The organism is Bacillus sp. HY001 (assembly GCF_007558965.1).
Lineage (GTDB): Bacteria > Bacillota > Bacilli > Bacillales > Bacillaceae_G > Bacillus_A > Bacillus_A mobilis.
Genome location: NZ_VLTE01000040.1, coordinates 1 through 23864 on the forward strand (window position 1 = coordinate 1; position 23864 = coordinate 23864).

Sequence of the window (23864 nt, forward strand, 5' to 3'; positions counted from 1 at the left end):
CAATGTTTGTAGTTTCTCTGTTTTGCCTGTTCTTGCTCATCTGTACAATTCACTGATAGGTTGTTCAGAGGGCAAATTGAACAATGGGTATCTTCTAAGTTATGGATTTCTTGTAAAATTTTCAGACGAAGACTAGTCAAAAAAATCTCCTCCTACCGCATTTGGATTGAAATGTACAAAAAAATCAATTAAACATTTCCATTATACATTACCTAAATAGAAACGTTAAATAATAAGCCAAAAATATATATTTAAACATTTCATTTTATACCACAATAAATTATGTATTTATTGTGGTATAATTAGAATTATAAAATTTTATATAAAAATATTTGTTTAATATTTAATTCTATAAAAGGTTGTGTTTAAATTTGAATATTATAAATTACGAACATAATAACCAAATTGTAAAATCAAAATCAGATTTTTTTGATAGCAGTCATTTTGAAAAAATTATGGGTTTGGGTATCCGTAATATTGACTACTCCCAATTAAGTGAAGAATCATTAGTTTATTTATTTTTACACGATGAGCCTTCTTTAACGAAAAAAAGAAGTGAGCGAACAAAACAACAGTATCTGCACGATCTTTCTCATTTTCTTCGCTACATAAAAGAAGCAATCGGAACCATCCAGGAGTTATCCCATAATGACGTGGAAATCTACTTCTATGAATTAAGTAAGAAATATGCTGCCACTACATTACGTAAAAAGAAAACAGTAGTTCAGCAGTTTTTAAAATATGTGTATGATAATAACGGACTCTCAGACAACTTTAGTAGTCGCCTTAAAAAAGTATCCGTAAAAAAAGAAGAGCTAGTCAATCGTGACCTTTATCCAGAAGAAGTTACCCAGATATTAGATGAACTGAAAAAATCCAACTATTTTGTTTACACTGCATTTTTCCTGTTAACTACAACAGGACTACGAATCGAAGAAATCGCAACTGCTAAATGGGCAGATTTGGTCTTTCATTCATCTTTAAATGCCTATCTACTTCGTGTAGTTGGTAAAGGGAATAAAAGTAGGGAAGTTCGTATCTTTGAAGATACATTGGATGCTTTATGCCATGTTCGAAGTTTACGTAAACAAACAACAAAACTAGATGCATCGAATACCTCCGCTTTTCTCCCTAAAGCTGATGGATCAAATTATAGAGCAGACTATCTATCTTCTCTTGTGGCAAAAAAAATTGAAGAAACAAATTTAACTTTTCTGCGCTATCGACAGGATAGAATTACTCCTCACACTTGTAGGCACTTCATGGCTAATTACTTAATGGAAAAGGGTATTGAATTAAAAAAAATCAGGGACTATTTAGGACATGAGTCTATTATGACGACGGAACGTTATTTAAGAGAACGTACAAGACGTCAAAACTTGGCCACAATAGATATTGGAAATTCATTATTTTAGTAAGTATATATAATAGGAAGATTCTCGATTCGATGTGTCGATTTTAGGAGTTAAAATTTCAATTCAATTCGGTTCTCGTTTTCAGTTTGTGAATTCTTCACATACATTTCACGAATTTCAAAATCGATATTTAGGAAATATCCCTAAAAACAACAAATGCGATTGCCTCTACTGAGACAATCGCATTCGAATTATTTAAGGCTCAACCCATTCCACTTCCAGGATCAGCCATTCTAGCTAATAATTGTTCTGAATCTTTTTTCACTAATTTGTTTGGTTGCTCTTTACTACCAGCAGCGGTGTAAACAATTCCTGCCGCTAAAACGATACTTGTTAATATAAATAATATTTTCTTCATATAGCACCACCTTCGTACATTATACCATTTCCATTAAATTCTACCACTATTTTTTTAGGGAATCTACAATAGAAGCGATTCCCAGCGCACTCTAGTAGCATAATTGACTTTTCAATTAAAGAAATATCATTCTTTGCTATCCCTAAATAGCAATATTGCATCGGTGTGAGCATACCATTTTTCTTTTCTATATCATTCAGGATTTCAACTGCTTTCTTGTGATTCCCTCTAATAATTTCTAAAAAAGATTTTTCTGCAGAATGATATATATCAATATTCTCCAATTCTTGCTTATTCACTAACTTAATAAAAGCATAGGTGTTAAGAATTGATTGCTTTCTTTGTTTTTCCCTTTCAAAATTACATGGTCCTAACTGCTTTAGTGCCTTCTTCATATACCAAGATGCACTATCATAACAATCAAAGGTATATGATTCTGCTATATAAGCAAGTGCTGATGCTCTTAAAAGGTGGAAACAATTTTTAGGATCATCTATCGCTAAAATTTCCTTACATAATTTCCTAGACATTTTAAGGTTATCTTGTACTAAATAGGCATAAGCTAATCCTTCTTTAATCCTACCTAAATAAGATGACTTAATAAAACTATCGGTAATTGCATTAATATCTGGAAGCAACATCTCGGCATACTCGAACAGAGAATTGTATTTTTCTAAATCATACATAGTGTAGTAAGTTAATATACCACATAAGACCTTCATCTCGATTGTCTTAATTATCTTACTCCCCTTATGGTCTTCAAGCCTGGATAACAATTCCTGCTTTTTAATCGTCCCGTTACTTCTAAGTAATACCATTTCATATACATAAGCCCACTCTCTATTCATTGCGAGTGAAGATTTTCTCTCTCGATCTACTAATAACTTGAGAAGTGATAAGTCACCTTTTGCATTCGCATATTCCATGGCAATCCTCAAGTTTTTCTTACTTGTTGTGACAGAACAGAAAGTGTGTAACATCTTTCTCTGTTTATGAAAATCACTCGGATATAATATATTCAGTAACTTGATTAAATTCCAAAATCCAAATTGGTTTTTTCCAGTTAAATTTTTAGAAAGAGTTCCAGGAGAAATACCAACTATTTTTGCAATATCTTCTTGATTTTTTCTTTGGAAATCAATTTCATCAATAATTCTATCCAAGAATTTCTTCAATGTTTGTTCCAAAGTTTTATCTTCTTTCTTAAGCATTTCGTTCATATTATTTCCCCTTCTAAATCTAAAAAAGAATGCTGCAATATCTCTTATTATATTATTCCAACCTAATGTTAGTATATGGTATTTTACCATAAGCATATCAAAAAATGTGTTATTTGTAGTTGTTATAATAGTATAACTGCATATGCAATTATGCATAAGTGTATCAAATGGCAAACTAAAAGGAGTCGAAGATGTTCGACTCCTTTTTTTACTTATTTTTTAATTTCAGCAAACTTATAGTTAAATTCTCCACCAAAGTCGTTTGTTATAATTCCGTTAATAGAAGAACGCTGTAAGTATGATCTGCCTGATTGATAAAATGGTGCGACCGCTCCATCTTCTAATAATATTTTTTCTGCTTGTTTCATTGCCTCCCAACGAGCAGTTTCATTACCAGCTAAATCTGTTTTCACTTGATGAATTAGTTCATCATATGCCTGATTTGAATACTTATCAAAGTTATAGCTACTATCTGTCGCGAATATATCTAAAAATGTGATTGGATCAGGAATATCGGGAGCCCATACATCAACACCTAAATCATAATTACTATTTAGTAGCAATTGAATTTGTTGTTTGCGCGGCTGCGGCTTCACATTGACCGTTAATCCCTCTAAATTCTTTTCTAATTCACCTTTTAAGTACTCCGCATTCTTTTTAGCAAACACATTATCACTTGTAAGCAATTCTAATGTTACCTGTTCTTTCCCAAGTTCTTGCTTTGCTTTCTTCCAGTTTTCCTTCGCTGCTTTCACATCATCTTTTACTAATTTTCCATTTTCCTTTCGGAAGTCTTTTCCGTCCGAACTTGTAGCAAAATCGACTGGTATAAAACCGTCTGCAGGAAGAGAACCATTATTCAAAACTGTATCTACAAAGGCTTTCTTATTCATTGCTTGACTGATTGCCAAACGAACATTTTTATTTTTTAATACTTCATTCTTTTGATTCATACGTAGGAATTGCACTGTAACTTCAGAACGTTCCTTGAAGTCGGGATTCTTTCTATATTTATCTACAAACTCACCTGTTAGTCCTACACGGTCAAGCTGACCTGATTCATATAGATTTATTTCTGTTGATTTATCTTTCACAATATCAAAGTTAATCTCATCTAATTTCACTGTTTTAGAATCCCAATAGTTAGGATTCTTTTTCAACTGAAAACCTTGTTCATGCTTCCAATTATCCAATGTAAACGCTCCGTTATAAACCAATTTGCTTGCTTCTAAGCCATACTGCTTTGCTTGTGATTCAAAATACTTTTCGTTAATGGGTAAAAACGTTGCGAACGTTGTCAATTCGATAAAATAAGGGACAGGCTTCTCTAATTGCACCTCTAATGTTTTATCATCTATTGCTTTTACCCCTAACTGATCTACAGGTAGCTCTTTACTATTAATTCTCTTTGCATTCTTTATATCAAAGAATAGAAATGCATATTCTGCTGCTGTATCAGGATTCACAGCACGTTTCCAAGAAAACGCGAAGTCAGCAGCTGTTACAGGCGTTCCGTTTGACCATTTCGATTCTCTCAAATGAAACGTGTACGTTTTTTTATCCTCACTTACGTCATAAGATTGTGCCACTCCAGGAATCAATTTATTATCTTCTCCTAGTGTGTACAGACCTTCAAAAACATTACGCATTACATTCATTGATTCACTATCAGTTGCCTTTGTTACATCCATTGTTGGGATCTCCGCTATATACGGTAAATTAATGGATTGTTTTGTTTCATTCTTGTCAGTTGCCTTTGCTGTATTTTTAGTCTCTTTCTCTCCACTACAAGCAGTTAATAGAAAACTAGTACATAAAACAGAAGCAACAACCGATGTAACCTTTTTAAACATCTTACTTTCTTCCTCTCTACATGTATGGTTTATATAATTAAATTATCCGTATATGGAATTTTACAGAATATCAGAAGAGAGTTTTCCATTCTCTAAACTTATTTCAGCATCTATTCTCATATATGTTGCATCTAATTAATAAACCACTTATCACTTTAATATTAAAAACGTAGCACTCTAAAGATTGTTGTGTCAATCACTAATTAATAATTTAAACGTGGTATGTGAAATTATGTTGGTAAAATAGACAGAATTATTCTCAACAAATACGAATACCCAAGTTATATTTAAAAACTACACATTAACTAGTATATTTAAATACCTGAATGTATTTCTTATTCATTGTTACTTGTTGGTATTTTCTTTAATTTAGGTGTTTCAGACCAAATTATCTTATGTGCCATGAATACTACGAAGGAAAAATAAACTACATATCCAATAGAAAAAATCATGAAATTAAAAACCGTTCCTCCAATATCATCTGGGAAAGTATTCAAAAGAAATCTAAAAGGAACATTATTAGGGTTAAGTATTACAGGAAAGAAATATAGCCAAAAACCTATTGTAACGATTACTTTTAACAACAAACCAACTTTATTCATCTTAATTCCCCATCCTTTCTCGCCTCTTTTTATTTAATAAAATATTTAGTTCCCTCTAATTTACCTACTAAATTCAGCCTTTCTCTTTGAATAAGGGAAAGGCTAGCAACTCGACCGCCCTCAAAATATACAATTACTTATTTAAGTTTACCATTTTTATCCCCTTATCATCTACTAACATAGAGGAATACAGTAGGAAAGAACTAGTAAAACTAAATGAAGATGTATTGTGTTATTTTCTCCACGGCACTCATCCTTAAAATTCCCAACAGGATTTCTTTTTGTCTGATGCATAGATTATATTCCTATGTTACCTTTAAAATAAATATATATTTCTCTATGGTTTTTTTGATTGGAGATTACCTCCCAACAAAGTAACTTCTGGTAACAATTTTGCACCCGTCATATAATGTAAATATTAATCTCTAAAACTAAGATATGTGAAATTACAAACTCAAATGGAGGATTCTTATGGATATATCCTTGAAAATAAGCAAGTCTCAAGATCCGCATAATACAGCTGTTAAAAACATTTCTTCCGTATTTAAAAAAGGATGGCTTACAAGTTATGATTACAAAAAACAAAAACCCACTCACTATCAAAGTCAACGAGCACCGGGGAATCTTTTCACAGCACAGACTATAAAACCGATTCTATATCTAACAAAATTGACTCACGCTGCTTTATATGAGGATCATAACCTAGTATCCTCTTTTCTAAAAAAAGAGGATACAGCCTGGAAAGAAGTTTTAAAACACAATGAAAACGGTGGTTTATGCATTTATGCAAGTGTTTTACTTTACTGTTTATTATTAGAATCAAATGAAATATCCAGAAATAAATTATCCTTTATGCAAGGCTATTATCACCATGAATTCCACGATCAACATATACTTAAAAATATGTATCAAAACGGTGCATTCGGACTTCATTCTTATATTCTCTATGAAGGGTACGTAGTTGACACTACAATCCATCAAATTGCCTTTAATTATTATCCTGGTGAACACAAAGAATTTAATTTTATCGGTGAAATCACCGGTGGTATTAACCTATATGGATTTAAAGAAACAAATAAAACTGTACATAAATATGCGAAAAAGTTTGCTAGAGATGCCGATATGACTATTGAAACTTGGATTAACTATCACCAATCAATAATGAATGAATACATTTCAAATCAAATTTCACTTCTAAATGATAAAAAGGACTCATGATTCATTCAAAGAGTCCTTTTCTTTCCCGATTTCTTTTATTCTTATTTTTCATTATGTACCATGTACCTCCTTTATTATATAAGCAGCTCTCCTATAATAAGAATCTAGTGAATTATATGCGGTACTTTAAATTTTTTTCAACTCTTAATAGTATCTCTTTTTTATCTACCACTAACGGTAGTGAAAACACAGCTGTATTTTCTAAATCTTCTCTTCTATATCTTATTAGCGATTGAATCATTTTTTCACATTACGTTTCATACTGTTAAAATCGACTTATATCATATAGAAGCAGATAAGACCAATTCAACTTAGGTATAGCAATCAAACATTCGCTACGGCTCACCTCTTCCATATACACATCATATGTGTTTTCTCGTACCTTAAAAGTATGTCTCTTCATGCGAAATTCTCCTTTTCAGTTATAATATCTTTCAAGTTAAAGATTGGACACCATTTTCCCAGGATACAATTCCTCCATTGCTTCGACAGTAAATATCCATTCTCCCCTTTGCTTCCCTTCGGGTTTATAATATTTCGCTTTCCCGTCTTTAATTAATCTATTTAACATATCACTATTTTTCAATCTATTTAATTTCATATGTAAGCTGTCAAGTGAAACTCCCAAACGATCACACGCTTCTCTTGGTGTCATAATTTCATCTAAAGTAAATAACATTCTCTCATCTCCTATTTCTGTTATTTATAAGTAACTCTACTTCTTATTTTATGTTATTTACAACTAACATTCCAGTTTTTTACATATAATTTTACAAAGTTTTTACAAGGGATATGCTATAACATGGCGAAAACAAAAAATATAATCATATCGTTTTACTTCTATTTATAAAGGAGATGGAGAAATGTATTTTTCAAGCGAAGAACACGAACGGAATTACATTAAATTATTAGATGCTAAAAAAATTGAACCTGGTGATGATCCTGAATACGAGGCAGCTTTCTACATAACTGCACATCCTGAAATTCACAATTGTTTTGATTGGAATTTATTTAAGACAGAATACTCCCCATTAGGTGCATTGATTTCTCCTGAAGAGGATATAAAAGGAGTAAATCCTGGCGCGCTTACTGGAACAACACTACCACTTGTTAAAGCTGGACAATCATTATTTAACGGATATAAAGTAAATTTATCGGATTTACCTTTATATAATGAAGAACTTTTCCAAGTGTTTTTTCAGGCATGTAAAATAAGATGGCGTGTAACTTTATAAAAAATTCTATTTAATAAAAACTTAGATCGAGTTTTTTCTATTTTTGTTGCATACGATACAACAGCTTATTTAAAAACCTGTTGTATCCATTAATCAGTTGTGCAATTTCTTGTTTTGAAATAAACTTTTCTAATTTATTTCAAATACCCTTTATAAAAGAACGTAGGTTCGTGTATAATAAAAAAACGAACCTACGTTCTTATTATATTTAAGGGGGAATCAGGGTGTATGACTATTCAATCCTACCAAATAGAATCATCTTATGTGTTGATTTACGAAGTTTTTACGCTTCAGTAAGCTGCATCAAAATGGGATTAAATCCTATGCATACCAAATTGGCTGTAGTAGGTGATGTGAATAGAAATGGTTCAATCGTTCTAGCTGCAACACCCCCATTAAAAGCGTTGGGTGTAAAGAAGATGGCAAGGCTCTACGAGATTCCTCGTCGCAAAGATATTCTAGTTGTAAATCCAATTATGGGGACTTATATTAAATGCTCCAACTACATAACAAAGTTAGCTTTGCAATACGTTCCTTATGAGGATTTTCACCAATATAGCATAGATGAATTTCTGATGGACGTTACTGACAGCATTCATTTATTCGCTAACGATCCCTATGAATTTGCTATGAAATTCAAACGTGAAATATATGAACATACACGCATTGAATGTACCATCGGAATAGCTCCGAACCCTTTAATGAGCAAGGTTGCTTTAGATATTGAAGCAAAGAAGAACAAAGAAGGAATCGCTCATTGGAAGTATGAAGATGTCCCAACTAAATTATGGAGCATACGGCCACTTAATAAGTTTTGGGGTATTTCGTACAAAACAGAAGAAAAGTTGAATCGAAAAGGGATATACTCAATTGGAGATTTAGCAAATTATCCACTTAAATATTTAAAGCAGAGTTTTGGCAAGATTGGTGAGGAATTGCACTTACATAGTAACGGCATTGACTTCAGCCGTATTTCAGAGAAATATGTCCCTGCTACAACTTCAATTGGAAAAAGCCAAATTCTAATGCGTGACTATACAATAGAAGAGTTTCCGATTGTCCTACTGGAACACATTGAAGAAGTCTGTTATCGCCTTAGAAGACAAAACAAACTTGCTCAAACCGTTCATTTTTCTGTTGGTTATAGCAAGAGTTATAACGGTGGTATTAGAAAAACACATACTTTAAGTCGTCCGACTAACTTAACAATGGATATTTATAAGATTTGTACATACTTTTTACATGAACAATATACTGGAGAACCTATCCGCAGCATAAGCATCTCTTTAACGAATCTAATTCAAGAAGGGGAGGAACAAATTTCTCTTTTCGATAATGTCACGCAACGAGAAAAAGAAGTAAAACTAACAAAAGTAATGGATGAAATACGCACAAGGTTTGGGAAGAACAGTATTTTGCGGGGGATTTCCTACACGCATAGCGCCACAGCTAGATACAGAAACACACTAATAGGGGGCCACAAATCGTGAACAATGCTAATATGCCAAAAGGAAGAAAAATGGTCAAATGGACTCAAACGGTTATCAAGACCTAAATTGTAAAAAATCATAAAAAACAAAGGATTTTACGTATTATATATGACTAATATGTAAAACAATTTTACTTCTTATTCAACAAACGCGCTCGATTGTTGAATAACTTTTTTAAAAATTATTCATGATAAAGTTCAACAAAACTCATTGGGAAGGAAAAGATTTTTATACCCAACCTCCATTATTATGTATAATTGAATTATCTGAAGGTTATAATTATATGTTTATGGAGACGATATTATGAATTGTATGGATTCTACTAATTTTGTTTTACATGCAAAAAGTAACCAGTTTTATTGGGAAGGGAACGGCCAATTATCCATTAAAACATTTTCTAACGGAAAAGCGCATTACAAGACTAGTAAAGGTTTTTTTGCTGTCGAAGAAAGCAGATATTTACTTCTTAATGAAGGATCTTATACAATTTCAATTGATGAAAATAAGGAAGTAGAATCTTTTTGTATCTTTTTTAAAGATGGATTTGCAGAGGAAATTTTAAGCTCACTAAGAGAAACGAACAATAGACTTCTTAGCGATCCTTTTAAGGATAAGAGTTATATTGGATTCTTTGAAAAAACTTATGATACAAGTAAAATTCTACTGTCTCAAATAACGAAATTTAAAGAAAACTTATCTATTCTCGAGAATGATCCAGTTGGTTATGAAGAACAATTTCACAAGTTAATGCAAATTATACTAATTGAACATTTCAATACATGGAGAGAAGTCGAATCATTAAGTGCACTACGTAATTCTACACGAGAAGAATTATATAGAAGGATTAGTATCGCACATGATTATATAAGGTCCTATTATGATAAAGCAATTAAATTGAATGACATTGCTCAAATTGCTTGTTTATCGCCAAACCATTTATTAAGAACATACTCACAAATATATGAGAAAACGCCTCATCAGCATATATCAGAGTTTAGAATTCTAAAAGCGAAAAAGCTTCTAACGCAACTAGATTTCAATATGACTGATATAACATTTGAACTGGGATTACAAAATCCTGTATCTTTTAGCAAAATGTTTAAACAGCATGTCGGGGTTTCTCCTATTGAATTTCGAAAAAAGGTGATTTTGGATAAGAAATACTAAGTTAAACCGTATATTATTAGAATGAAATAATATTCGAAAGGGGAAATTCTCATTGGAAACTACTATGATTCAGAAAGTCGGTCAAATTGGGGTGCCAGTTAAAGATTTAGATAAGGCAATTACTTTTTATAAAGAAAAACTAGGATTATCGCTTCTATTTAATACTGACAACATAGCATTCTTTGAATGTAACGGGTTGCGTCTTTTTTTAAGCCTTCCAGAAAAAGAGGAATTTGCTCAATCTAGTTCAGTCATTTATTTTCAAGTTGAAAAAATTAAAGAGACTTATGAAGACTTATTAAGCAAGGAAATTGTTTTTATCGATGAACCACATATTGTAGCGAAAATGGGACAAACAGAAACATGGATGACATTCTTTAAAGATACAGAAGGTAATACCCATGCTTTAATGAGTGAAATACAAGCTTAATGAGAGCAATGAAAGAGGCCGTCTAATATCAACGATCTCTTTCATTTTTTTAGCATCTCACAAGCTAGATAAATTTCTACTTTGCTTTACCACTATTTATGGTGGTACGGTTCGCCCTGCTTAATATTAATCCAATAATTATTTATTAACAAAATGGCACGATTATTGAATATGTAGGGAACGGAGTGCCATTAGATTTTTTTATAAACATCTGCATAAGCAAATTTTAGCTGCTCGCGTATTTCTTTATTTTCTCCATCCAATTTCTTAATTTTCCGTTTTAATGAAGCAATAATGGCATCCTTATTGTTCTCATCCGTTTCCCGTTTAATTTGCTTTGGAGTAGAAACTTGAGCTTGTTTCTGGCGTAAAGATTCAATCCGTTCGCGTATTTCAGTAGTGTTATAGAGTGTTGCTTTAGCAACACCCGCCTCATTTGCTACGCTATTAAAATTGATGTTCTGATTGGCTCGCACGAGCCTTTGAATAGCTTCATCAATTTTTTGAGCGGTACCTGCCTTTCTGGATGCGTGAATTGCTTTTAACTGTTCTCTACGATCATAATTATTCATATTTCACACCATACTTTCTCTTTATACGATTTTGTCGGCCGAAAATGATATTACCTTCTCTAATATTATTTAAGATACCTTGATATCTGTTTAAATTCCTTTCATGTTTCTCAACCATATCCTCACGATTATGCTGTTTAGCTATTTCTACAGCCCTCGTTGTTGTTTTAATGTGCAACTCATATTTTTCAATATCCAGCTCTGAAAATCCAATCGCTAAGTCTTTGCAAGGGCTACCACTATTACATGTCAAACAAGGTGGTGCTTCCATATGTGGACAATCTCCTTTCAATCGTGCGTGGCATGTTCCATAAGGGTTGTCCATCGCATTTAATTTATGCTCTTGCCAGAGTGCTTGTAAGATATCCTCAGGAATATCTTCACCCGCATTAATCTTTTGCACCTCACCATTCAAATCAAAGCTGAAAACTCCTTGATTTATAACAGACTCGAATGCTTTTCGTTTGGTTTCATCCAATAGCTTAGCATACCGTAAAGTCATTTCAGGAGATGCATGAGCTAGTAATTCTTGTACTGTTAAAATATCTGCCCCGCCATTCAATAATTTCACAGCATATGTATGACGAAATTGATGGGTCTTAAAACGAAAGATATCACCATTTTCATCTACAATGTTTTTCTTTTCTGCTAGTTCATTCAAATGTCTTCGAATCCAACCTTGCGTATAGGGCTTACCTTTTCTTATTCCTTGATATCGTACAAAGATATATTTTTCTGGATTATTATCTTGTGTGCTATTTTCTTTGGAATTTGAAATTAAAACCGAAAGAATTTTTGCGAGCTCCTCATCAATTGGAATTCGATGACCTTGTACAAACGTTTTTTCAATATCAGTTACAATAGAATATTTACCATTCAATTGTACAAGGCAATCTGTTGTGAGTTCTAATACATCTGAAATGCGAAGCCCCGTTTTAAACGCTACCCATACCACCGGTATGATGTCTTTATGAAGTTCGTTAAGATGAACGAATAATTGTTCCAGTACAAAGTCAGGAATGTAATCAATTTGCCCATAGGGCTTTTTTTTCACTTTAGGTTTATCTCCTGGGAAAATTAATAATTTTACGTTTGTAGTTGGAGCAATATCATATTCGTATTTTTGAATGTCTCCTAAAAACTTACTTATAAGTTTCACACCTTCTGATATATATCTTTCTGGATTTTCAATTCCTTTATTTTTGGTGTCTTCATGCAACCATTGAATATATAGCTCCATGTGAGATCGTTTGAGACCTTTCAAATCATTCCATGTTGGTTCTAATGAAAATATGAAAGAAAAAAATTTAGTTAAAGTTCTTGAATAGCCCCTTGCTGTAGCAAACGAAAGATCCTGTCGTCCCATTAAACGTTGCTTGATATATTTTTTTGTACTATCTTTTATTTTTATTGGTTCTATTTTAGTGAAATCAAGAAAATGCGCGGTTAAACTTTTGCTGTAGGATATCCCATATTTGGTATGTAATATCCGTACATCCCAACGATCTTTCTCCCATTCATCACGCGGATCTGCTAACACCAAGAAGTTGGAATGAATGATACGAAAATAGGTTGCTGCGGGGGATTTATGTGTATATCCGTCGAACATTGTGGTCTTTGATGTCTTTGTTGTAGGAATTCCATGTTGTTCTAACCAAAACAACCATTCTCGTTCAGCCTTCTCCATATCCAAATCAAATAAAGAGGGAAGATGGGGGTACTTTTCGTTAAGAAAAATGGATAATTTGTTTAATAATGCAGCTTTTTGATTAAAACCACTACTTAATGCCCACTGTTCTTTGAATAATTTTTGATACCATACATATTTTATTTCAAGATTAACAGTTGGACTATTTATTCGAAAATGCACATTTCGACGTTTCCCCTTGTAATTATCCGCCATTTTCCGAAATTGAGGGATACTTTCTAAGAATTTGATATTCCAATTGTTATTCATTAAAAAATAGGGGTTTTCCACACGGTTAGTGGTAACAGACCCATCAGATTGGATTGTTTTTTCTATATAATTAGAAAGCTCATATTTCAATCGTTCATGAAAATTTACTTCTCCTATATTTATTTGTCGTTTTCGCTTCATATTTACCACCTTCAGCTTTTCTCATCGATTTTAAATGCATCTTGTGCTTTTTCCCAATCCTTACGGATATCTTCGTCCGAAGGATGGAGGTACAAATTCATTGTTGTTTGAATTTGAGCATGCCCTAATCTCTCTTGTACTTGCTTGATGTCCTTTGTCTCTTGGTAGTATATGGTGGCATGTGTATGTCGTAACAGGTGAGGATGAATATCAATTTTTGTTTTTTTTCGCAAGCGTTTAAAGAGAGATTCTACATCGCTATAATTCATAGGTCTACCCATATTTCTTCCACGTAGCTTAATAAAGACAAAGTTTGTTTCAATATTCAGTCCATCAATAATTTCATATAGATAATCATCATACAAATCCATAAGGTGTTGTGATACAAATATCTCCCGTTCTCCTGTTTTGAGCTTTGCACCATTCTCTAATTCTCCTCGGTCCCTCAAGCGAATCCGATGTCCTTTTTGATGGTCAAATATAAAGTCCTCCAAATATAGAGAAAGAGCCTCTCCAATACGTAATCCCGTTTCAAACAGAAGTTGAATAAGAAAAGCATCCCGTATATTTGTAGTAGCTGTGAAAGTTTGTCGCACTTGCTCTTTTGTGAGTATTTGAATTCTTTTACGAGGCTCTTTTACTTTTAATACATTTCGAATAGAGGGCTTATTCTTATTAATATGATGTAGAAAACTCTTATATCGTGTTCTTCCTCCTGTATAAATCTGACGCATTAGTTTTTCATTCATGTCTTTAGATATTTCTTCGTTACGGTATAAATAATCATAAAAATTTGTAACTGTAGTAATGGTTAAGTTTACTGTTTTTTCAGTCTTTTTGGATTTCACAGGAGTAATAGACGCTACATTTAAACTAGTATACGGATGACGTAACCAGCCAACAAAATCTGCCAAGTCTTCTAATTTTATTTCTTTGTAATTTTTTTCAGTTTCTCTTAAATATAAAAAATATTGTTTTAGGGCATAACAATATGTCTTTTGAGTATTCCTACTTTTACCTGTACTATCCAAATATTTGAGATATTTTACTACCGGAACAATCGGAATCCCTTTTTCATCAATTAACATGTATTTTTTACTGTTCTCAAGCAAGATCTCTTGTACACGCATAGAATTCCTCCTCTAGATTTTATGCTAAATCTAACAATTATTTTTACACCTACCTTATAGAAGATATCCTCCAGCTACAAAAACTCCTTACATTTTAAACATAACATACTAAATTACTAACATATAGTTAATCATTATATGATGTGATAAAAAAGAACAATAGACTTTTATATTAAACATACTATTCGCTTTTTATTATAGTAGAGTTAACAAACGGTTGCCACTTTACCATTCCTCTTCCTTTTGGCATATTAACATTCATCACGATTTATGTCCTCCTAATAATGTGTTTCTATATCTTGCTGTTGCGACGCTTGTGTAGGAAATTCCACGTAAAATACTGTTCTTACCAAATCGGGTTCGAATTTCGTCCATAACCTTCGTTAGTCTCATTTCTTTTTCTCTTTGTATAATGTTATCAAAAAGCGAAATTTGCTCTTCCCCTTCATGTATTAAATTTGTTAATGAAAGGCTTACCGATCGGATCGGCTCTCCTGTATGCCTCTCGTATAAAAAATAGGTACAAACGTTGTAAACATCCATCGTTAAATTTGTTGCTCTATTTAACGTATGTGCTTTTTTTATTCCTCCCCCGTATTCCCTACTATATCCGACTGAAAAATGAATCGTTTGCGCGTATTTCTTCTCACTTCTCAATCTGTAACAAACTTCTTCTGCATGCTCTAATAAAATAACGGTGAACTCTTCTATTGAATAATCACGAAATAATATTTGGCTTTTCGCTATAGATGTTGTCGCTGGAACATATTTCTCTGCTATTCTGCTGAAATCAATCCCGTTACTATGCAAGTGTAATTCTTCCCCTATTAAACCAAACGATTGTTTTAAATACTTCAACGGGTACTGCGCTAAATCCCCAATCGTATGTATACCTTTTCGATTTAATTTCATTTCCGTTTTATACGATATACCCCAAAATTTACTGAGTGGTCTAATACTCCATAACTTCTCGGGTATATCGTCATACGTCCACTGCGCTATTCCATCGTTATTCTTTTTCGCTTCCACATCCATCGCTACTTTACTTAATAATAAATTTGGCCCAATACCAATCGTACTTTCGATCCGTGTACGTTCATATATTTCTCGCTTGAACTTTAATGCAAACTCGCACGGATTACTCGCAAACAAATGAATACTGGCGGTCATGTCCATAAAAAACTCATCGATACTATATTGATGAAAATCTTCCGGCGCAACATACTGTAAAGCTAAACCTGTTATGTAAGTTGAACACTTCATATACGTATGCATAATCGGATTCACAATAATAATATCTGGCCGCTTCGGTATTTCGTACAACCTTGCCATCTTCTTTATTCCTAACGCTTTTAATGGCGGTGTTGCTGCTAATACGATCGATCCACTACGATTTACATCTCCTACAACAGCTAATTTCGTATATCGTGGATCAAGTCCTTTTTTTATACATGACACACTTGCATAAAAGCTACGAAGATCTACACAAAGAATAATACGATTCGGTAAAAGAGAATAATCATACAAGGTTATCACTCCCAACAAAAGAACGTTTGTTCTTATTATACACGAACTTACGTTCTTTTTGAAGGTATTTTCATGAAAATTTTGGTTAAAATAACCGTTATATCTACGCGCTATCAATTAAGGCGAGAAAAATTATGTATACAAAACCGCTATAATTCCCAATTAACTCATAAATATAAAACTACTAAAACAAACCAATTAAACCTTTATCATCAATAACATACTTTATATAAAGTGAAACTTTAATCAGCCCTCACCAATCGGACTTTTATGGGGAGCCCGACCCCCACCTAAATTCTTTGCTTTCGCTGCATTTTGAAGTGGGTGTCTTACTGCCCATTAAAGCGGGATAAATTCCTTTGTTTCTTATATGTGTGAAGATAATAAAATAAAAAGCAAAGATTTTTATTTTACTTCAGCTTTCTTGTCTCCCATACATATATTCTTCTAAATTTGATTTTTTCTTGTATATTTTTCAGCAAAATCTCCTACATAGCACATGTACCAAGATCCATACACATAGCTAGTTACATCCTCCTTTTTTCTATTGTTACTAGCTTTACAATAAAAGCTGTTAAACGAAAAAAGTGCGAAGTCTTAAATTAGACTTCGCACTTTATATGAATTTACAATTAGTGACAATACCCATACAAATACAATAGTATGTATCATAATCACTCATTATATGTGTTACTCTTTTAATCGACCAATGCATAAACTAATCCTTTTACTTAGCTATCCCTCATGATTGGTTTGATTGTTTCTATATATTTCATCCCCTCTATACTCATTTCGAGCGATAATCTATTCCGATTGAAATTACAAATGACAAAATTTTTTCGTTTTTTCTTTTTGCCTACTTGCTAAATTCAGCAAGTAAAATATCTTTAAAAAATTCAGAATTCTGAATGTTTAAACTGTTCGCGTTGATAGCAAATGTACGTTTTCCTCCAAGTATTCCACCAGCAAAAGTGGAAAACCCTGGAACAGCACCCCTGTGTCCCCATACCGTAACACCATTCGGAAGCGTAATTTCAAGAATTCCAAGACCATATCTAGTTCCCTCTCTTTCTGTAGGAACAGTAGTAAGCATTTGTTTTAGTTGTTGTTCCTTCAGTAATTTGCCACTGAGTAAGTAAGAGAAAAATTTGTTTAAGTCTTCAGCATTAGAGATCATATCTCCATCCGAGCTACCTGGGTTAATATAAGTAACGTCTTTTAGCTCACTTGCTCCGTCTAGTTGTAAATATCCACGGGCATGCTTGGTTCCTGGAATCACGCTTGAATTGCCAGGTAGGAATGTATTTGACAAATCAAGCGGTTCAATAATCCGATTTTCAACCTCTTCCGCATAGCTGTTTCCTGTTACTTTTTCGATAAGGATCCCCATTATTACGTATCCTGTGTTTGAATAAGACCAACCCTTCCCTGGAGCAAAGTCTGGTGGAAGAGAAATCCCCATCTTTACAAATTCTTCAGCCGTATATGATTTTTTTATATCCGTAATATCAAAGTCTTTTGAGTTTATATAATCAGCAATACCACTTGTATGATTCAATAGTTGCCGGACCGTAATCTGGTTACCATCATATCCGTTTCCTTGAATGACACCAGGCAACCATTTTTCAATGGGGTCGTCTAAATTTAAACGGTTCTCTCCAGATAATTGAAGTAGAACTGTTGCAATGAACGTTTTCGTCACACTGCCAATGCGAAAGCGAAAATCTTCTTTCATTGGTTTCTTAGTTCTCAGATCCGCTACCCCAGCAGTATAACTCCAAGTTTTACCACCCTTAGAAATTTGAGCGAGTATTCCGGGGTATCCAAGTTGCAGTTCATCTCGCATTGCTTTCTTAACGGCAGTACGATCGCTTTGCGTACTTGTTTGTAACGAACTAGATACATTTTGGATGGGTTCTGCTTTTACAATTGAGGCTGGTGTTATGTATAACAGGGAACTCCCAGCTATTAAAAGTGATAGACTTGCACATGTAATTTTACTGCGTGTTTTCATAAAGCATTCCTCTCTTCTATTAAAATTGTATAGATGGTTGATAGCTGTGTCATATACGAACCATACAGCTACTAATTCTCTCAATGATGAAAAGGCAACAATGCATTTGCAAACATTGTACTCATTATTTTCACAAAACACTCTTGTTACTGATTGTTTTATATGTAGGCCGTACTTATTCCCTCCTTTATGCCTCCTTATATTTTTATCCTACACATTGAAAATCTCTTTTTCCTTACCTATCCCTTACGAATTCCTTACATTTGAAATTGTTTCTATAATGATAGGATTGAAGTAACATCTGTGCCCGAAAGCGCAAAAAAACACCGATGTCGCTTCAGTGTTTTTTTGCGCTTTAAATATTGAATATTCTTTTTACTCTTAACAAGTTACATTGCTGATTTTTTCTAATATGATTATTTTTCTTGCTATATAACAAAATTTCATAGCGCTATATGAAACATTTATCACGTTGTCATTAAGACATATGATTCTACTTTTATTGATGCACTTGAGATGGACTCACTTTTTGAATTTGAACAAGTATATCAAATGATTTCCCTAATGATATATCAACAGTTTTAGGTATAGTAGGCCCTTCGGTAGTTATCCCCGCGAAAATTGGATGTTGTTCGTTTAACCAAGTTTTTGTCACTCCGTTCGCCTTACGTAAATCAATAAAAAATTGATCTTTTTTAACTTGTCCGAAGATGTAGTTATAACTGTTTGGATCATCTGATTTTAATGTTCCATAAGGGCCAAATTCACCGTCACTATTATAAACATTATATTGTCCTTCATAAACTGATGTTCCAATAGATACATACCGTTTCCCATAGTATTCTGCTAAATGCTGCCCAGCTACTTTAGGGTATATAAAAGGAATCATATTTGTTTTCGAAACGTGCCCATTATGTCCCCATACAATGGTTTTTCCTAAATGTTCTTCAGTCCACTTCGCATTTTCATACATTGCGATATCATGTTTCAAAAAAATATCCGATGTTTTATCAGGAGGTGACGCTAACATTGTAGTGAACTGTTCAATAATACGGGCATTTTGTTTTATCCATGCGAACTCTTTGGATTTTCCATTTAGATAACTTTTATTTTGTTCTAATAAAGCACTGATTTGTTTAGCATCTGAAATATACTTTTCTTTTTCTTCTTTCGAAAGAATCTCAAAAGTATTCATATCCTTTGTTACAGGAATAAGACCTTTTATCTTTGCTTCTATTCTAGGCACAAGATCTGAATTGTTCCTCTTTACATATTCTATTATATTATTATAAACATTCTCATTTACTGATTGAATATCCATCCCGATGACACGCACTTTAGATTTATGTTTTGGATTAGCATTATATTGCCGAATCCAATCAAGTAAATCCAACATTTCTTTCGTTTTAAATGTAGGTGATAGATGTTGGATTGGGTTTCCCTTACCAGTAAGAACATATCGATCAAGTTCCAAAGCTCTGTCCCACCCCTCTTCTAAAACTAAGTTGGTAAAGCCCTTTTCAGATACTAAGTAATTAACAATACGGTGTTTCATTGTAAAAACTTCATGAGCCCCATGTGTTGCTTCACCTAAACCTACGATTGAAGCTGAACCTACCATATTCTTAAGTGGTTTTAACTCATTAAGAGATGCAGTTGGATTAGTTGTTTTTAAAGGCTTTGCATGTGCTTCTAACCATCCCGCTATTTGATTTGTATTGTAGGGAGCTGTAACAGAAACTTCTATTTTCGAATCCGCATAAGTACTTCCTACAAAATTAGTCAGTATTATAGCAGAAGCACTAAGTGCAATAATTATTTTCTTTTTCATAAAAACCTCCTGAAATACTAATTTATTAATTTTTGACATACTATAAGGACTACCGTTTAATACCATTACCTCTCTTATTACTGTTAAGATACATTTATTCTAATTCCTAAAACTCACTTATTTCTTAATAGGTTCTTAAGAAATCCTTAATTCACTCATACGAATATAAAACTACATGAACTTCAATCCATTATAGTGTAGTTAATATTGGGCTAATATGAAGTTCCAAATTTTAATTATTTGTAGTCTCTTCATCATAGAGTTAATTTAGGGGTTATTTTTTGTCTACTCCATTGTTTTCTGCACTCTGCATCTAGACGGTATAACCATTGGCCACAGTAAGACTTTATTTCAAACCCACAAAAAATAGATTACCTGCACACGAAAAAGTATAGTGCGCAGATAATCTATTTGTTTTTGAGATTAATAAAAACCTAATTTTTTTTTTGAATTCTTCCATCAATAATAGACTGAATTGGTTCTTTTGATTTTTTTATATAATCTACTAATGCTTCAAAATCAGTTGGTCCTGTTTCAGCATCTTTACCGTTTTTAAAGGATACAAATCCATCTCCACCTGAAGCTAGAAATGCGTTAGCAACGACGCTGTAAGTTTTAGAAGGAATTATTTCTTCTCCATTTGTTAAGCGAATACTTGTTACTTTTTCTCCATTAGGTTTGTTCGCATCCCAAGTGTATTGGATCCCTGAAATTTGAAGCATTCTTGTTATATCTTTTTGCCATTGTTGATTTAAAATATCTCGAATGTCTTGACCCGTTAAATTTACTTTTATTAATTGATTTCCGAATGGTTGAATACCATATATCTCTCCCCATGTAATATCACCAGCATCTAAGTCATTACGAATACCACCAGGATTCATAAGTGCAATTTGGGATTGCATCGTTGCACGCTGGGCATCAGCAACTAAATTTCCGAGAGTAGATTCACCAGCTGTATTGAGTTTGCGGTCTAGTGGAGCAATAGACTTACCTACAACTTCATTAACAAGAGGTGCGATTTTTGCTTGATATTTCTCCATCTTCTTCTTTATTTTTTTATCAGGCTCTATGCCTTCATGGTAAGTTGTAACGATTTCTGCTTTTTTCTCAACAATATCTTGTGTCTTACGATCAATCTTTACATCAACATCAGCAAAAGCCATACCATAAGAATTTGCTTGTACGACAAGTTTATTATTAACAGTTCCATTTACATAGGTGTGGCTATGCCCACCAAAAATAACATCGACTTCTGGATCAGTCTCATTTGCTAATCGGGCGATATCACCATTTGTTACGCCGTTCCCATCTGTTGTACCTCCGTTATGGGCAAGAACAACGATAGATTTAACGCCTAGTTTTTGTAATTGCTTTACGGATTTGTTAATAGCTTCAACTTCATCTGTAATTTCTACATTCTTTAGCATAGTAGGCATAACAAGGTTAGGAACATCCGTTGTTACGACTCCGATAAATCCAACAGGAACTCCTTGTACCTTTTTTATAGTAAATGGTGGTAAAAATAAACGACCAGTGGATTTATTATAGAAATTTGCGGCAACATATGGAAATTTTGCTCCTTTAAAATTTCCTGTTTTCTCATGGTATCCACCATAAATAAGGCGGTTCATTTCCGCAACACCTTCATCAAATTCATGATTTCCTATAGTCCCAACATCAAATTTCAAATCATTTAGAAATTCAATCGTAGGTTCGTCTTGTAATAATGCTGAAACAGGAGTACTTGCTCCAACAACATCGCCAGCATGTACCTTTAATGTATTCGGATTTTGTTTTTCACGATCACGTAAATAAGCCCCTAAGTACTCAATTCCCCCTGCATCTTTATTGTTAATTTTTTTTACAGTGTCTAGTTGCCCATGAAAATCGTTAATACCGAGCATTTGTACATCTATGTATCGGTTTTGTTCTGTACTTGCTTGGGCTGAAGGCGTAGCAAATACACTAGTAAAAGTAACTGTACTTAATGCTAAAGCAACTGGAATGATTTTTTTCAACATAAAATTTCTCTCCCCTAATTAAAATCTGACATAATACGATGTTATTTTAATATATTAAGAGAATTATTTCTACAAAAATTCTACTAATTATAAAAATTAATAATGTTTTATTTTTTTCTGACAAAAAATCTTTGTTTTGAGGGTTATTCAAGTTATTTTCTTTATATTTATATAGAAATAAACAAATGCATATAAGAGACCTAAAAAAGCTAATCCTTACATTTTAGCTATTAAGAAGAATATTCAATTCAAAACTAACGGAGATTTATCAACCTAACATCTCAATATCACTATTTAAAAATGAACAGAAATTTCATTAGGGAAGATTTCGATTCTTTAAATTGATTACAGTGGTGCACTGCTCCGCATTTAAAAAGATGCTCCTGGATTTATCCAAGAGCATCTTTTATAAAGCTTTATTTTTATCATTGCGGAGACATCAAAACTTTAACTTGAGGGGGATATGGCACTACCCCAATTCATAAATATTACTAACCATATACCTAGATTAATATCTATCATATTTTTTATAAACAGAATTAATTAGATTTAAAAAAAGATTTCTTTTTCTTTACTCGTAATAAATCACCTGTCCACCCTTTGAATCGCATATACAAATACATACCCCCTGTTGTGAAAATAATAAATAAGAGAGCGATTAAATAGCTATATTTCCATTCTAGTTCAGGCATATATTTAAAATTCATCCCCCATAATGCTCCTAAGGCTGTCAAAGGCGTACTTACAGCAGTTAATACAGTAAGAGCTTTCATAATTTCATTCCCACGATGAGAAGAAACAACTTCTTGTAAATGAATCATCGTGTCTAATTCTTCTTGGTACTCTTTAACGAGTTGTAATCCACGCTCTAATTTTACGTGTGTTTGTTTATAACAAAGGGTGTTTGTTAGTTTTTCTAACCAAGCTTCCTCCAAGCCTTGTAACACTTCTTGTATTAAACGAAACACATGTGTGTTCATAAATAATTCATGACGAATATGATAAATTCTTTCTAAAACTGCTATGTTATTATGATGGTAAAAATCCCATAACACATTTCTGAAATTGTTTTCAAAATAGTCAACATTTCGTAAATAGTGAGATATAAACATTGATAAGATAGCACATAATCCTTCAGCGGAACTATTACAATTTTTTATACCTATAGAGAAATTATGTATTAATTTTTGAAAATCCTCTTCCTCTTTTTCCTGGACCGTTATCAGTATTCCATGCGCTACGAAATAATGAAGAAACTTTTGGATTTTGGCGTCCTTTTTATCTTGATCATATAAAAACGAACCATATACACAAGTTTGACTTGGTGAAAACGTATCAACATATAATCCATTTTCACAAGGAGAACTTATTTTTTTTACAAATTGAGAGAAATAAGATGTTACATCAGGAGGGATTATAGAAGAAAGTTTTTCAAGTTCACTAGTTTTCACATGATACCAATCCCATTTCGGCATTTTTATGCATTCCATCTTATTCTTCCTTTCTGAATAGTTTAATGTTTGATCGAATAATATCCGTAATATGAAATTTATATGTAGGTATTCATGTCTTGGAGGAAAAGTTTTTAGATCCTCTAAATTACGAACTAATATATAGGAGGTCTTCTTCTCTTACAAGGAAGCCCCCTATATATTAGTTATTTGGATGCTAAATTTTAAA

At 32.9% G+C, this 23864-nt stretch carries 20 protein-coding genes; 6 read left to right on the forward strand and 14 right to left on the reverse strand.

Annotated elements, in window-relative coordinates:
• Nucleotides 1-371 precede the first annotated feature (371 nt).
• Nucleotides 372-1415, forward strand: a complete 1044-nt coding sequence (locus FOT98_RS19355; protein WP_001021532.1) for a tyrosine-type recombinase/integrase — start codon at nucleotides 372-374, stop codon at nucleotides 1413-1415.
• A 202-nt stretch (nucleotides 1416-1617) separates the two neighbouring features.
• Here the strand turns inward: FOT98_RS19355 and FOT98_RS32465 are convergent, their stop codons facing one another.
• The 4 genes from FOT98_RS32465 to FOT98_RS19370 form a co-directional block, all read right to left on the reverse strand.
• Nucleotides 1618-1773 carry a hypothetical protein gene (locus FOT98_RS32465; RefSeq protein ID WP_000721800.1) on the reverse strand — a complete coding sequence of 52 codons (156 nt, stop codon included), beginning with the start codon at nucleotides 1771-1773 and terminating at the stop codon, nucleotides 1618-1620.
• Nucleotides 1770-2993, reverse strand: a complete 1224-nt coding sequence (locus tag FOT98_RS19360) for an AimR family lysis-lysogeny pheromone receptor (RefSeq protein ID WP_001004561.1) — start codon at nucleotides 2991-2993, stop codon at nucleotides 1770-1772. Before FOT98_RS19360 ends, FOT98_RS32465 begins: the two co-directional genes overlap by 4 nt.
• Before the next feature lie 212 nt (nucleotides 2994-3205).
• Complete coding sequence (locus FOT98_RS19365) at nucleotides 3206-4846, reverse strand: peptide ABC transporter substrate-binding protein (RefSeq protein WP_000475303.1); 1641 nt, start codon at nucleotides 4844-4846, stop codon at nucleotides 3206-3208.
• A gap of 335 nt (nucleotides 4847-5181) precedes the next feature.
• Entirely contained in the window at nucleotides 5182-5448 is a 267-nt protein-coding gene (locus FOT98_RS19370; RefSeq protein ID WP_001045035.1) for a hypothetical protein, read from the reverse strand.
• A 471-nt stretch (nucleotides 5449-5919) separates the two neighbouring features.
• On the opposite strand from FOT98_RS19370, the gene FOT98_RS19375 reads away from it, so the two are divergent.
• Nucleotides 5920-6666, forward strand: a complete 747-nt coding sequence (locus FOT98_RS19375; RefSeq protein ID WP_000355316.1) for a hypothetical protein — start codon at nucleotides 5920-5922, stop codon at nucleotides 6664-6666.
• 265 nt (nucleotides 6667-6931) lie between these two features.
• On the opposite strand, the gene FOT98_RS32470 is transcribed toward FOT98_RS19375, so the two are convergent.
• Together FOT98_RS32470 and FOT98_RS19380 are read right to left on the reverse strand one after the other, a co-directional pair.
• Nucleotides 6932-7069 carry a YueH family protein gene (locus tag FOT98_RS32470; RefSeq protein ID WP_154698455.1) on the reverse strand — a complete coding sequence of 46 codons (138 nt, stop codon included), beginning with the start codon at nucleotides 7067-7069 and terminating at the stop codon, nucleotides 6932-6934.
• Between the two features lie 36 nt (nucleotides 7070-7105).
• Complete coding sequence (locus tag FOT98_RS19380; protein ID WP_000899536.1) at nucleotides 7106-7345, reverse strand: helix-turn-helix domain-containing protein; 240 nt, start codon at nucleotides 7343-7345, stop codon at nucleotides 7106-7108.
• A 184-nt stretch (nucleotides 7346-7529) separates the two neighbouring features.
• On the opposite strand from FOT98_RS19380, the gene FOT98_RS19385 reads away from it, so the two are divergent.
• The 4 genes from FOT98_RS19385 (at nucleotide 7530) to FOT98_RS19400 (ending at nucleotide 10988) form a co-directional block, all read left to right on the forward strand.
• On the forward strand, nucleotides 7530-7901 hold the full coding sequence (locus tag FOT98_RS19385; RefSeq protein ID WP_000273950.1) for a hypothetical protein: 372 nt from the start codon (nucleotides 7530-7532) through the stop codon (nucleotides 7899-7901).
• 224 nt (nucleotides 7902-8125) lie between these two features.
• Nucleotides 8126-9391: a Y-family DNA polymerase gene (locus FOT98_RS19390; RefSeq protein ID WP_000272590.1), complete on the forward strand. Its 1266-nt coding sequence runs from the start codon at nucleotides 8126-8128 to the stop codon at nucleotides 9389-9391.
• A 303-nt stretch (nucleotides 9392-9694) separates the two neighbouring features.
• Nucleotides 9695-10558 carry a helix-turn-helix domain-containing protein gene (locus FOT98_RS19395; protein ID WP_000995745.1) on the forward strand — a complete coding sequence of 288 codons (864 nt, stop codon included), beginning with the start codon at nucleotides 9695-9697 and terminating at the stop codon, nucleotides 10556-10558.
• 52 nt (nucleotides 10559-10610) lie between these two features.
• Entirely contained in the window at nucleotides 10611-10988 is a 378-nt protein-coding gene (locus FOT98_RS19400) for a VOC family protein (protein ID WP_000450430.1), read from the forward strand.
• A 191-nt stretch (nucleotides 10989-11179) separates the two neighbouring features.
• Here the strand turns inward: FOT98_RS19400 and FOT98_RS19405 are convergent, their stop codons facing one another.
• From FOT98_RS19405 to FOT98_RS19440, 8 genes are all read right to left on the reverse strand, one after another.
• Nucleotides 11180-11560: a DUF6262 family protein gene (locus tag FOT98_RS19405; RefSeq protein ID WP_001067218.1), complete on the reverse strand. Its 381-nt coding sequence runs from the start codon at nucleotides 11558-11560 to the stop codon at nucleotides 11180-11182.
• Nucleotides 11553-13658: a tyrosine-type recombinase/integrase gene (locus tag FOT98_RS19410; RefSeq protein ID WP_000824132.1), complete on the reverse strand. Its 2106-nt coding sequence runs from the start codon at nucleotides 13656-13658 to the stop codon at nucleotides 11553-11555. The genes FOT98_RS19405 and FOT98_RS19410 overlap by 8 nt, the downstream gene beginning before the upstream one ends.
• Before the next feature lie 11 nt (nucleotides 13659-13669).
• Nucleotides 13670-14788: a tyrosine-type recombinase/integrase gene (locus tag FOT98_RS19415; protein WP_001265871.1), complete on the reverse strand. Its 1119-nt coding sequence runs from the start codon at nucleotides 14786-14788 to the stop codon at nucleotides 13670-13672.
• Between the two features lie 261 nt (nucleotides 14789-15049).
• The gene (locus FOT98_RS19420) at nucleotides 15050-16315 is read right to left on the reverse strand and encodes a Y-family DNA polymerase (RefSeq protein WP_063263347.1); all 1266 of its coding nucleotides are present in this window, start codon (nucleotides 16313-16315) and stop codon (nucleotides 15050-15052) included.
• An 856-nt stretch (nucleotides 16316-17171) separates the two neighbouring features.
• Nucleotides 17172-18329, reverse strand: coding sequence for a serine hydrolase domain-containing protein (locus FOT98_RS19425; protein WP_063263348.1), 1158 nt, complete (start codon nucleotides 18327-18329; stop codon nucleotides 17172-17174).
• Between the two features lie 499 nt (nucleotides 18330-18828).
• The gene (locus FOT98_RS19430; RefSeq protein ID WP_063263349.1) at nucleotides 18829-20160 is read right to left on the reverse strand and encodes an erythromycin esterase family protein; all 1332 of its coding nucleotides are present in this window, start codon (nucleotides 20158-20160) and stop codon (nucleotides 18829-18831) included.
• Between the two features lie 434 nt (nucleotides 20161-20594).
• On the reverse strand, nucleotides 20595-22184 hold the full coding sequence (locus FOT98_RS19435; RefSeq protein ID WP_063263350.1) for a bifunctional metallophosphatase/5'-nucleotidase: 1590 nt from the start codon (nucleotides 22182-22184) through the stop codon (nucleotides 20595-20597).
• A 539-nt stretch (nucleotides 22185-22723) separates the two neighbouring features.
• Entirely contained in the window at nucleotides 22724-23674 is a 951-nt protein-coding gene (locus FOT98_RS19440; protein WP_063263351.1) for a magnesium transporter CorA family protein, read from the reverse strand.
• Between the last annotated feature and the right edge of the window lie 190 nt (nucleotides 23675-23864).